The 13253-nt window shown below is 33.1% G+C and carries 13 protein-coding genes; all 13 read right to left on the reverse strand.

Annotated elements, in window-relative coordinates; translation table 11 throughout:
- Position 1 precedes the first annotated feature (1 nt).
- Positions 2–451, reverse strand: a complete 450-nt coding sequence (ybeY, locus tag LV469_02055; protein UHR03091.1) for an rRNA maturation RNase YbeY — start codon at positions 449–451, stop codon at positions 2–4.
- Entirely contained in the window at positions 438–1460 is a 1023-nt protein-coding gene (locus LV469_02060; protein ID UHR03576.1) for a PhoH family protein, read from the reverse strand. Before LV469_02060 ends, ybeY begins: the two co-directional genes overlap by 14 nt.
- Before the next feature lie 184 nt (positions 1461–1644).
- A complete protein-coding gene (locus LV469_02065) occupies positions 1645–2613 on the reverse strand; it encodes a tyrosine recombinase XerC (GenBank protein UHR03092.1) in 969 nt (322 codons plus the stop codon).
- Positions 2614–2653: 40 nt separating this feature from the next.
- The gene (gene rny / locus LV469_02070) at positions 2654–4195 is read right to left on the reverse strand and encodes a ribonuclease Y (protein UHR03093.1); all 1542 of its coding nucleotides are present in this window, start codon (positions 4193–4195) and stop codon (positions 2654–2656) included.
- A 114-nt stretch (positions 4196–4309) separates the two neighbouring features.
- A complete protein-coding gene (locus tag LV469_02075) occupies positions 4310–4978 on the reverse strand; it encodes an ATPase (GenBank protein UHR03094.1) in 669 nt (222 codons plus the stop codon).
- Positions 4971–5210, reverse strand: a complete 240-nt coding sequence (locus LV469_02080; GenBank protein UHR03095.1) for a hypothetical protein — start codon at positions 5208–5210, stop codon at positions 4971–4973. Before LV469_02080 ends, LV469_02075 begins: the two co-directional genes overlap by 8 nt.
- A gap of 2 nt (positions 5211–5212) precedes the next feature.
- Positions 5213–6511 (reverse strand): AAA family ATPase, encoded by a 1299-nt coding sequence (locus tag LV469_02085; GenBank protein ID UHR03096.1) that lies wholly within the window; start codon positions 6509–6511, stop codon positions 5213–5215.
- A complete protein-coding gene (locus LV469_02090) occupies positions 6508–7488 on the reverse strand; it encodes a metallophosphoesterase (protein UHR03097.1) in 981 nt (326 codons plus the stop codon). The genes LV469_02085 and LV469_02090 overlap by 4 nt, the downstream gene beginning before the upstream one ends.
- 18 nt (positions 7489–7506) lie before the next feature.
- Positions 7507–8550 (reverse strand): recombinase RecA, encoded by a 1044-nt coding sequence (gene recA, locus LV469_02095; GenBank protein UHR03098.1) that lies wholly within the window; start codon positions 8548–8550, stop codon positions 7507–7509.
- Complete coding sequence (locus tag LV469_02100) at positions 8537–9010, reverse strand: CinA family protein (protein ID UHR03099.1); 474 nt, start codon at positions 9008–9010, stop codon at positions 8537–8539. The genes recA and LV469_02100 overlap by 14 nt, the downstream gene beginning before the upstream one ends.
- A gap of 6 nt (positions 9011–9016) precedes the next feature.
- Positions 9017–9547, reverse strand: coding sequence for a CDP-diacylglycerol--glycerol-3-phosphate 3-phosphatidyltransferase (pgsA, locus tag LV469_02105; protein UHR03100.1), 531 nt, complete (start codon positions 9545–9547; stop codon positions 9017–9019).
- Positions 9544–10860 (reverse strand): 30S ribosomal protein S12 methylthiotransferase RimO, encoded by a 1317-nt coding sequence (gene rimO / locus LV469_02110; protein ID UHR03101.1) that lies wholly within the window; start codon positions 10858–10860, stop codon positions 9544–9546. The genes pgsA and rimO overlap by 4 nt, the downstream gene beginning before the upstream one ends.
- Positions 10850–13234 carry a DNA translocase FtsK gene (locus LV469_02115; GenBank protein ID UHR03102.1) on the reverse strand — a complete coding sequence of 795 codons (2385 nt, stop codon included), beginning with the start codon at positions 13232–13234 and terminating at the stop codon, positions 10850–10852. Before LV469_02115 ends, rimO begins: the two co-directional genes overlap by 11 nt.
- Positions 13235–13253: the final 19 nt, after the last annotated feature.

The following is a 13253-nucleotide window of genomic DNA, read 5'->3' on the forward strand; positions in this document are numbered from 1 at the left end:
ATCACCTTGTAAGATCTAAAGAATGCATGATTGCATCCTCTTTATCTCTCATTATCTTTTTATCTTCATCATCAATATGATCATATCCTAGCAAATGCAAGATACTGTGGCATGTCAAATAACCCAATTCTCTTTCATAGGAGTGACCGAATTCTTCAGCCTGGCTCATTAGTCTTTTTACATTAATAACGACATCACCCAAAATTCTAGTATTTGAATCAAAAAATTCATCAATCGGAAAAGACAAGACATCTGTGACATCATCGACATTTCTATAATCACGATTTAAAGTTTTAATCTCTTCATCTCCAACAAAAGATATAGACACATAGGCACTAGATTTTATATCCTCTTCTTCTAATGTTTCTCTTACAACAGCTTCTACAAAAGAAAGTGTATTTTCGGCTATATCTAGATAATCTTGTCTATTTGAGTAATCAATCTCTATCATTTCTATTTTTTCCTTTATTTTTAGCAATGTTTTTCTTTTTATCTTTACTGTTTAGATTATCGAATTTTTCATATGCATCAATAATTCTTTGAACAAGTGGATGCCTTACAATATCTTTTTTGCCAAGATACGATACTCCAATTCCATCTACTCCGTCTAATATTGTAAGCACATTTTTTAGACCAGAAGCCTTACCTCGAGGTAAATCTATTTGAGTAATATCTCCTGTAACTACGGCCTTGGAACCATATCCAAGTCTTGTCAAGAACATCTTCATTTGTTCGTTTGTTGTATTTTGAGCTTCATCCAAAATTATAAAGGCAGAATCCAAGGTCCTTCCTCTCATATATGCGAGTGGAGCTATTTCAATCATTCCTTTTTCGAAATATTTGTTGTAAGTTTCTTGACCTAAAATCTCGAATAAAGCATCATAAAGTGGTCTAAGGTAGGGATCGACTTTCATTTGTAAATCTCCCGGTAAAAATCCCAGGCTTTCACCTGCTTCAACAGCTGGTCTAGTCAAAATAATTCTATTGACTTTTTTACTCTTAAATTCATTTACAGCTGCTGCAACTGCTAGATAAGTCTTTCCTGTTCCTGCTGGGCCTATACCAAAAACAACATCATTTTTAGATATCAAATCGACATACTTGGATTGACCCACTGTTTTTGCTTTTATAGGTCTTCCGAGTGCTGTATAAACTATGGTTTTGTTTGACAAATCTTTTAAATTGTCTTCGCTCTTGCTTCTTACTATATCTATTGCGTAAGAAATTATATTTTTATCAATAGGAGCCTTTCTCCTTATCAAATCAACTAAGCTAACTAAGGTTTGCTTAACCATTTGAACATCAGATTCTTCCCCTGAAATTTCTATACTGTCTTTTTCTAAAAAAATTTTAGAATTAAATCCAGTTTCTATTAACTTTATATTTTCATCTAAATTTCCAAAAAGTTCTTTTTGAACTTCTTCATCTAAGGATAAAGAATCAAAACTCAGTTTTTCTATCAATGAAACCTCCACATATAAATAATATCACAAAGGCCATGAATATACCATTAATCAAGCATAATACATAACTCTGCAAGTCTAATTTTACTTCATTGTATAAATTTTGTATAGCGTATAAAGAATACATAATTTTAAGCCACAATAAAAAAGATCTCTACATAAATAGAGATATTTTTTATTATTAATTCTTATTTTTATCAACATCAAATGAGCTAAGAGGATTATTGTCTACAGCTTCTCTCAAACTCTTGTTGTCAACATGAGTATAAATTTGCGTAGTAGATACACTTTCATGCCCCAAAATTTCCTTTAAAGCTAAAATATCTGTGTTTCCATATTGATACATTAAAGTGGCCGCTGTATGTCTTAACTTGTGCACAGAATATATTTTTGGATCTAATCCAGATTTTTCTAAATATTTCTCAACCAACTTTTGGACAGCCCTATTTGAGATTCTTTTTTCATGTGATGATAAAAATAAAGCATCAGATTTGATTTTAGGTCTCAAACTTAAATAATCGTCCAAGGCGCTTTTGCAGGCTTCATTTAGATAAACTGTCCTCTCCTTATTGCCCTTACCTCTTACTCTAAGAGTCCCGTCAATTCTTATGTCCCCTATATTGATGCCGACAAGCTCTGAAAGTCTCATGCCTGTATTTAGAAATAAAACTATTATGGCATAGTCTCTTGAGCTGTAAACTGGCTTCTGTTCATAACTTTTCACAGATTTTAAAAGCATTATAGCTTCCTGTAAAGTTAAATAAACTGGAAGGGATTTTTCCAATTTGGGTAGTTCTATGTCCAGAGCCGGATTTTCTTCAATTACTTCTAAAATATCTTTTAAAAATTTAAAGAAACTTCTAACTGATGATGCCTTCCTTGATCTAGTCTTTGCTGAATTTCTTCTACTACTACTTAAGTAGCCCATATAAGCATAAAAATCACGTTTATTTATGGATTTTACGATGTCTTCATCTATTTCATCAGGATCAATTTCATTAAAATCAATTTTAGAGTCAACTTTGCGTGTATAAATAAATCGAAGAAAGGTTCGTATATCATAGAAATATTCCATAGCTGTCTTTTTTGACAAGCCCTTTGATGCTTGTAAGTATGAAATGAAATCATCAATTAAATTGGATTTTATCATTTTTCACCCCTAAAAAAATAGACCTACTAAGGCAGGTCTATTACTTTGCATACTCAATGGCTCTTGTTTCTCTGATGACATTGACTTTAATTTGTCCCGGGAAATCAAGCTGTTCTTCAATCTTTTTGACAACATTTCTTGCTGTAACCGTAATTTCAGCTTCTGAAATATCTTCTGGCCTTACTATTATTCTAATTTCACGACCAGCTTGAACTGCATAAGATTTCTCGATACCATCAAAGGAATTTGCTATCTCTTCCAATTTCTCTAGTCTTTGAACATAGGACTCGATTGTTTCCCTTCTAGCTCCCGGTCTAGCGGCAGATATAGCATCAGCAGCTTGAACAAGTACAGCTTCTAAACAGTTGAATTCAACATCTCCATGATGTGCTTGAATTCCATTAATAACAGCTTCACTTTCGTGATATTTTTTTGCAACCTCTACGCCTAAATCAACATGAGGAGCATTAACTTCATGGTCAATGGCTTTTCCTAAATCGTGAAGCAAACCAGCCCTTTTAGCGGTCTTTGCATCTAGCCCTAATTCAGCAGCTAAGATTCCAGCAATTTGCGATACTTCAACAGAATGCTTTAGAACATTTTGACCATAACTAGTTCTATATTTAAGTCTTCCTAAAAGTTTTATGATTTCAGGATGAAGCCCATATACACCAGCATCGTAAGCCGCTTGTTCACCAGCCTCTTTGATTATCACATTTAGCTCTTTTTCAGCCTTTTCAACAGTCTCCTCAATTCTTGTTGGATGAATTCTGCCATCTTGAACCAATTTTTCAAGGGCTATCCTAGCAACTTCTCTTCTAACTGGGTCGAAACACGAAAGCACGACTGCATCTGGCGTATCGTCAATTATAAGGTCAACTCCGGTCAAGGCCTCAATAGCTCTTATATTTCTTCCTTCTCTACCGATTATTCTGCCCTTCATTTCATCATTTGGAAGACTTACAACAGAAACAGTTTGCTCTGCAACTTGATCAGCTGCACACCTTTGAATAGCATAAGAAATTATATTCTGAGCCTGCTTCTGAGCCTCGTCTTTTATCTTCATCTCATTTTCACGAATTATTACAGAAGATTCCTGTATAATTTCTTTTTCAAGCTCTGAAAGTAAAATTTTCTTAGCCTCATCAGATGTTAAATTGGCAACTCTTTGAAGTTCATTTGTTCTTTTTTCAATCAGTTCATCTGCTTGGTCACTTTTGAGTTTGGCTTCTTCTATCTTTTTTGTGAGTTTGTCCTCTTTCTTTTCCAGAGAAAGCGACTTCCTTTCAACTGACTCTTCCCTTTGAAGAACACGTTTTTCTAATTCGTTAATTTCCTTACGTCTTCTCTTATTGTCTTCTTCATTTTCACTTCTTAGCTTATGAATTTCTTCTTTTGCTTCAACAAGAACCTCTTTCTTTTGAGCTTCAGCTTCTTTCTTAGCTTCAATGATAATGTTTTTGGATAATTCTTCAGCGTTTTTTAATTTACCCTCTGCTATATATTTTCTAACAGCAAAGCCTATGGCAATGCTAATAATGGCACATATAATATAAGATAAAATAATAAATAAAGATTCCAAATTTCCACCTCCTTATTAAATTTTCAAGTTTCAAGTTTTAAGTTTAAAATTCATTCGAGGTTAATATATAAAATAATTAACCTCTTACTATTATATTAGTAAAAAACTTTATAGTCAATTGACCTGAGGTGCAGAAAGTTCTTTGACTAAAGATATGCCATTATTTGCCTCAACATAGAGGCATCTATCACCAAATTCTGTGAGATGCTTATTGTGAGTTACCATTATAATCTGCCTTTTATAATGATCTGCATTTATTTTTATAAATTCACCGAGATTAAATATATAATCTTCGCTTACGTGTTTTCCTGGTTCATCTAGTATCAAGGGCCCGTCTAGTTGGGGGTCTTTTAATTGTAAAAATGCCAACCTTAAGGCTAAAGATATTATATCTACAACGCCCCCACCACGAGAGTTTTCGGGTTTTGTTTTTACACTATATCCGTTATATGTGCTTATTACATAAAATTCTGCTGCACTGGCGTCTCTTTGTGTTGTAAGCTCAATAGAAAATTCAATATTGGATTCAAAAATAAATTGTAAAAATGATGTGACCATCTTTTCTATATTTGATTTCGCTTGATTACGCGCAAATTCAGCTGCTTTTCTCAAAACTGTCTGCACTTGATCTAGAACTTCAGTCTTGTGGTCTATCTCCTTTAGCCTATTGAGATAGTCCTCTTTACTTTTTTCAAGGATACCCAACTCGCCCTTGGCTACATTTATCTCTTGAGTCATTTTTTCTATAACATTAGCGAGATTTTCTTCATTAAAATTATTCATTTTTAGGTAAAAGTGAATAAGCTTCATCAAATAATGATTTTATTTCTGACTCCAGCTTATCTATTTCTGATTTTAAATTTTCAGGTTTTATATTCATTTCATTCAATTTTTCAATAAGATCTTTTTCTTGAGATTTTAAAGAATCCATGGCAGCTTCAGCCTTAAATTTTTGCGTTTTTGCTTTGTCTATAAGGACTTTTAAATCTTCAAGCTTGGCTTCATAATTTTCCATAATTATATATTCTCCCTAATTCTTCTTATGACTTCATCATCTATTTTAGAAAAGCAGGTAGGACAAATTTTCAAATGTTCTAACACTGATTGATATTCGCAGACTCTATTATTAAATTCTTTTTCTGCGCTTTCAAAATCATATTTTTCCTTTGAAATCAAATTTTTCAAGACTTCTAAATCTGAAAAACTTTTGTTCATTTTATCCAAGGAATCTATTAAACTTTCGAGTTGTTTGTCTTTTGTAGTGAGCTTATCAAGATTTTCAAATTTTTTTAAATATACTTTCCCATCTTCTAATTTTTTTTCAATAAACGCAAGATTGATGAAAGTTTGATGATATTGGTCTATTTTTTTAATTGCAATTATTAGCGATTTACAAATAAGTATAACTTTATCCAAGCTATTAAATCTCAACAATATATTTTTTTGTTCATGAGATTTTGATATATTTTTAGAGTAAAGTTCGAATATATTTTTAAGATTTGTACATTGTAAAATCTTTAACTTTAGCTCATTTGTATCTTTTTCAATTTTATCCAAATGTAAGTATTGGGCTAGTATATTCTTTAAACTTTCTTTTTTTAGTTTGCAATCTTCTAATTTTTGCGACAAATTTTTAAATTCTTCAAGCCTTTCCTTTTTTGTTCTTATTTTATTATGAATTTCCAAAAGACGATCTCTTAAAATAAGCTTATCTTTTATATAATCATATTCTTTTATTTTTTCTTCAACATTCTTTATGTCGTCAAAAATTTTCTTATAATCTCTTTGTAGACTTCTGTTATCTATTAGAGTATTTCTAAGAGCATCATCGATTAAATTTACTCCAGTCAATCTTCCGATTGCTCCAGCTCTTGTCCTAGGACTTTCAGTTAGTAAAAATGGTCCATCTAATTGTTCAGCAAGATTAATTATGGTCTCTTTATCTTGATAAATGTTGACCTTGAACATGCCGCTTGCTTCCATTATTTCATTTGGCACTGTATTTCTAAACCCTGAGAATACCATCTCTTCGCCATCAGATTTATTTAAAATGTAGAGATTTTTTGATGCTGATTTGAGTCTTTCTACCGAAGCACCATTGTTGAAAATTACTTTTACGCTTACTTCCTTCTCGCCTTCTCGTATAAAGGAATCCCCATCCGGAACATTATAAAGAGCCCACTTTATTGCACGTAAAATCGCCGTTTTCCCAGAATCTGAATTTCCGACTATTACATTTAAACCGTCATCGAATTCAATCTCAGAAAACTTATGTGATTGAAAATTTTTTAAAATTACTTTTTTTATATAATTCATGATAGATTGGCTTCTTCCTCTTGCGCCATTTCAATTCTCCTCAAAGTTTCCATTTTAACTTCGTCAGTATAAATATCCGTCTTTAAAATTTCATCGACTAGGTCCAAGATGTGAAACTTTTTAAAATTTTGGCTTGTCTCCACAAGATCTTGAAATTCAACAAGTCGAGCTCTTTTGCCTCTATGGTTCATCATTGATTCTCTATCTAAAACCTTATCGCCAGGCAATGCACACTTTAAATGAACTTCCTTTATTTTTATTTCGTCTTCAAGCTCGGCTATTATTACCTTGGGAATCCTATCAAGCTCTAATTGAGAATTTGATGTCCTTACAATGGCTCCTGGATTTATAAAATATTTTCCATCAAAAATTTTAGTCTTAAATCCTAAATGATAATGCCCCGCCAAGGTTATGTCTGCCTTGGTATCTAGTATATCCTCTATTAAAGTTGAATTAACCCCAGGCATAAAAGGCTTATCTAATAAAAATCCATGCACTACATGGATGGCATAGTCTATATCATCTGCTCTATCGAGCACCTTATACCTATCTATTTGACTTTTCTCATCTATGTTGTAATCGTAAGGATTTCCAGTTATTTGAATTTTTTGGCCATACTTTTCGATAATAATCTTTTTATCATTTATTAGTTCAAATACACCAAGTCCTGATAGAAGTCCCATCATTGTTCTTGGAATTGTCTTTGGATTATGACCGAAAATATCATGATTTCCAGAAACTATGTAGCTAGGGACTCCAAATCCCTTTATGAGCTGCGCAAAGACTGTAGAAATTGCTATTGATGTATCAGGTCTATCAAAAAGATCTCCTCCATGGATTACAAAGTCCACTTTTTCCCTTTTGCAAATTTCACCAACTTCTTTAAACTTATCTATGAGTGTTTGATAAAAATTGTCTTTTCTGCTTTTGGGATTTGTAGATCTGATATGACTATCTGTAAAGTAAAGAAACTTCATAGTTCTTATTCATCTTCCTTAGACAGTTTCTTCAGGTCCATCTTGCGTCTTTTTATTATTAGGCATTAAGGCTTCTATTACCTTTTTGCTTATTTCATCCAGCATTTCTTGGTTTTCATTTAAGAAATCTTTAACCTTTTCTCTGCCTTGACCCAATCTAGTTTCTCCATATGAATACCAAGATCCCGCCTTTGATATTATGTCCATATCTGCTGCCACATCAATTATATTTCCAATTTTGGAGATGCCTTCACCATACATTATGTCAAATTCTGCTTGCCTAAAAGGAGGAGCAACCTTATTTTTTACAACTTTTACTCTAACCTTGTTTCCTATAAACTTTTCGCCTTCTTTTATAGTGTCTACTTTTCTTATATCAAGTCTTACTGATGAATAGAATTTCAAAGCTCTGCCGCCTGTGGTAGTTTCAGGGTTTCCATACATAACCCCGATTTTCTCTCTCAATTGATTTATAAATACAACTGTTGTATTTGACTTTGAAATAGCTCCTGCTAGTTTTCTAAGAGCTTTTGACATCAATCTTGCTTGAAGACCGACAGAAGCATCTCCCATTTCACCCTCGATTTCAGCTTTTGGAACTAGAGCCGCAACAGAGTCAACGATAACTATATCTACAGCACCTGATCTTACAAGTGCTTCTGTAATTTCCAATGCTTGTTCACCGGTATCTGGCTGAGAAATTATAAGATTTTCAACATCCACTCCCAAATTTTTGGCATAGACTGGATCTAGGGCATGCTCTGCATCAATAAAGGCTGCCACTCCACCAAGTTTTTGTGCTTCTGCCATTATGTGCAGGGTAAGAGTTGTCTTTCCAGAAGATTCTGGACCGTAGATTTCAATGATTCTTCCTTTTGGTATTCCGCCTATGCCCAAGGCGACATCTAGGGCTAAAGATCCAGTTGGTATAGCTTCTATGTCCATTTTTGTATCTTCTCCAAGATACATTATGGAGCCTTTTCCATAGTCTTTTTGAATTTTAGCCATGGTTTTTTCCAAAGCTTCTTTTTTTTGTGCTTCTAGGCTTTCATTTCTTTCCATTTAATCCTCCTATTTCAAATAATATGTCTTTTGCAATCTCCTCGACTGCTTTCTTCCTTATTTTATTTCTATCTCCATCAAGGTGAAGGCAATTTACTATATAATTCTTATCGTCAAAATAAATTGAATAATATACTAATCCAACTGTTTTTTCGCTTGCTACTGGACCAGCTTCACCTGTTATTGAAATTGCTATATCACACATGTTTTTGGCTCTTAAACCTTTAGCCATTTCATAAGCGCACTCTAAGCTGACAGCTCCCTTTTTATCCAAGGTTTCTAAACTTACGTTCAAATTTATGTTCTTAGACTCATTAGAGTAGGTTACAAAGGATTCTTTGAACACATTTGATGCTCCGGGATAAGAGGTTAAGTCTGCCGCTAGAAGTCCTCCTGTCATTGACTCTGCAAATGAAATTTTAAGTCCCTTTTCTTTTAAAATATCTACTAATTTTTCCATAAGCAACTACATATTTTTTAAGTCTAAGACTTCTATATTCTTATGAAAATAATTTATCCCTGAAATAATAGTAAAAAATACAGAAATATAAAACATTACTAATCCTGGAGTATAAAGATAGGATAAATTAGTCAAAAGGGCTATTATAGAAATCATCTGGCAAGTAGTTTTGATTTTCCCAAGCTTATCAGCGGCGATAGTTATGTTTTCAGATGCTGCAATTATTCTAAATCCAGTAACCGCAAACTCCCTTGCTATTATTATGATAATTGCCCAAGCAGGAATGATTCCTTTGCTAGTCAATAATATCAAAGCTGAATTTGTTAGTATTTTATCTGCTAAAGGATCGGCAAATTTTCCAAAATTAGTTACCAAATTGTTTTTCCTTGCCAAATATCCGTCCAAAAAATCTGTAAAAGATGCCAAACAGAAAATTGCACAAGAATATATGCTAAAGCTATCCCCTAAATAGAAAAATATTACAAATATCGGAACTAGTAAAATTCTCATAAATGTTAATTTATTTGGTAAATTCATATTATCTCTCCTATAAGGTCGTATTCTAATGAATCTGTAACTAAAACGTCTACAAATTCACCTACTTTCAATTTTCTATTAGAGCTCACATAAATACACCCATCTATATCGGGGCTATCAATATAAGTTCTTCCCACATAAGTTGTTTCGTCTACGCATTCTTCTATTAAAGTTTCTAGCCTCTTTCCTACAAAACTTTGAAGCAATTTGCCTGAAATGTTCATTTGTTCTTGCATAATAGAATCTCTTCTTCTGATTTTGACGTCTTCATCAACCTGATTTGAAAAATTAAATGCCGGCGTTCCTTCTTCTTTAGAATATGTGAACACACCAAGTCTCAAAAATTCAGCATTTTTCACAAACGACAATAAGGTTTTGAAATCATCTTCATCTTCACCCGGGAACCCAACTATATATGTGGTTCGCAAAACCATATCAGGAATTTCATTTTTAAGTTTTTCAATAAGAGCTTCTATCTCTTTGCCTTTAATTCTCCGATTCATGGCTTTTAGAACTCTATCAGAATGATGCTGAAGTGGAATATCAGCATATTTTAGCAGCTTTTTATTATTTTTGAATTGATTTATCAAGTCATCATTGAAATGGTCTGGATAGAGATAAAGAAGCCTAATCCATTTTAAATCTTGAATCTTCGATATTTTATCTATTAAAGATGCAAGCTTAAACTCACCATAGATGTCAATACCATAATCACTTGTATTTTGTGCTATAAGAATTATCTCTCTAGTCCCTTTTGAAACCAGATACGACACTTCGGCGAATATATCTTCAATCTTCCTAGACCTGTTTTTACCCCTTAATTTTGGTATTATACAATAGGTGCAATTATTGTCACAGCCTTCTGAAATTTTAACATATTCAACGACAGCGACGTCTTCTTTATAGGCGTTTTCTAAATGTTTAGAGTTAATAGTATCTGTCTTTATAGATTTATTGCCGACCAAAGCTTGGTCTAAAACTTCATTTATATCAGATAGATTACCAGTTCCTATAATGCCATCAGCTTCAGGAATTTCTTCTATGAGTTCATCTGCGTATCTTTGAGCTAGGCAACCAGCAAGCAAAAGCTTTTTCAAACCTCTATTTTTAAGCTGAGCAAATCTTATAATTGCATCAATGGACTCCTCTTTAGCTGCATCTATGAATCCACATGTGTTTACAATTATAATTTCCGCACTATTAGGGTCTTTTTCCAATTCATATTTATTTTTGTCCAGAATAGACTCCATAATCCCCGTATCTACATCGTTTTTGGAGCAACCTAAGGTGTGAAAATAAACCTTATTCTTCATATTTTTCAAAATCCCTTATCATATTTTTTATTTCATCAGAATCCATTATTATTTTTCTCGGTTTAGAACCCTCATGAGGGCCTATTATGCCAGCCTCTTCCATTTGATCTACTATTCTAGCCGCGCGAGAATATCCTACCTTTAGCTTTCTTTGTAAATAGGATATGGAAGCCTGCTCATCATCTAGAACATAGGCAACGGCATCATTAAATAGAGGGTCCCTATCCAAACCAGCTTCTTGATTTTTAAGTTCTATTTTTTCCATTACCTTGTTTTCTTCTTTGACAATTTGATTATTGGCAGAGACAAATTCTACAATTCTTTCAACGTCGTCGTCACTTATAAAGGCCCCTTGAATCCTTACAGCTTTAGACATATAAGAAGGAGCAAATAGCATATCTCCCTTTCCAAGAAGCTTTTCAGCTCCTCCCATATCTAGAATAGTTCTAGAGTCAACTGAGGATGAAACAGCAAATGCAATCCTGGATGGAATATTAGCTTTTATCGTACCTGTTATAACATCTACGGATGGTCTCTGAGTAGCAATTATCAAATATATACCAGCTGCTCTTGCCATTTGGGCTAGCCTTGCTATATAGTCTTCTACTTCAGATGCAGCTACCATCATTAAATCTGCAAGTTCATCCACTACGATTACTATCTGCGGGAGTTTCTGTTCTTCAGAATTTAGCTTATCAATTTTACTGTTGTAAGATTTAAGATCTCTAGTTCCAGTCTTTGCAAATGCCTTATATCTCTTTTCCATTTCTTCAACTGCCCAGTTCAAAGCAAAAGCTGCTTTTTTAGCATCTGTTACAACGGGAATCAATAGATGAGGAATCCCATTATAAACAGACAACTCAACAACTTTTGGGTCAATCAACATAAGCTTTACATCTTCTGGACTTGATTTATATAAAATACTTGTAATTATAGAATTTATGCATACCGACTTTCCAGATCCAGTCGCTCCAGCTATCAACAAGTGAGGCATTTTATCTATCGAAGAAACTATTATTTTACCTGATACATCCTTTCCTAGTACCAGAGGCAAATTAGTTTTAGATATTTTAAACTCCTTAGAATCAATGAGTTCTCTTAAACCAACAGAATCTTTTTTCTTGTTTGGAACTTCAATACCAACTGCTGATTTTCCTGGTATGGGTGCCTCGATTCTAATTTCAGGGCTTGCAAGAGCCATAGATAAATTATCAGCCAAAGATACAATCTTAGATAGTCTTACTCCTGGTGCAGGCTGAAGTTCATAACAAGTTATTGATGGGCCCTTGTTTACGGCTACAATTTTACACTCTATGCCAAAGTTATTCATACATTCTTTTATTATTTGTGCATTTTTTGCCATGTCAGACTTATCAGATCCAACTGATGATTCTTGCAACTCTAAAAGCTCCACAGGCGGAAATACGTACTCCACTTTATTAATAGTGCTTTGATTTTGTATTTCTTCTTCTAATTCTGCCTTATCTTTTTCCAAGTCTCCAGACTCTTCAGATAAAATACTTTTAGCTTTTTCCTGTTTCGTGCTAGTAGCTTTTTTTTCATCTTCAATTTTTTCAATATGTTCAATTTTCTCATTGACCATGTCATCTTTCGAAAAATCTTCCTCTACTCCAAGAGCAATTTCTTCGACTTTATCATAGGCAGATTCATAGTATGAATTTGATTTTGACATTTCAAAGTCTGGAGTTTCATAAGCGTCTATGTCTTCACTATCATTTTCCATAAACTTATTTTTGAGTTTTGAAAAAATGTTGGATTTTTCACCTTTATCATCATCTTTTTGCACATTAATCTTTATTTTGTCAGATGTGTTCGATAGGAAATTTTTCAAATGTCCAACATTTACCTTAAACATACAGAATAATGAAAAAATAATGAGCAACAAAAGAATCAAATAAGTGCCGACAGAACCAAAAATTTTATATAGGAAAAATCCAAACAAGGCTCCTACAAGACCTCCACTTTTAGTTATGCTCCCATATTCAAGCGATAGCCTCAGCCTGGCAACAAGAGTCATATCAGTGTCCTTGGTTCCATCTAAGTAAATTAAAACACAAATAACAACTAACGATGAGAAAAAATAATAAAGATTTTTGCGTTTATAAAAAGCTGAATTGTTCACGACTCCAAAAAAAATTAAAAGAAGTGCTAGCAAAAAATTTCCGCTTCCAGCCAAAGTGGAATATATTTTATTTATAACGCTTCCCATAAGACCCATATTGTCTGAAAAAGTTGATATAAAACTAATTAGTCCAAATATAATAAATATTATGCCCAGACCTTCGTGGTTTATTTTAGGTTTTCTTTTATTTTTACTTTTTATTTTTTTATTTCGTCTTTTTTTAATAGCCAAACTCATACACCTCAATAAT

The organism is Peptoniphilus sp. GNH, assembly GCA_021307325.1.
Taxonomy (GTDB): Bacteria; Bacillota; Clostridia; order Tissierellales; family Peptoniphilaceae; genus KA00134.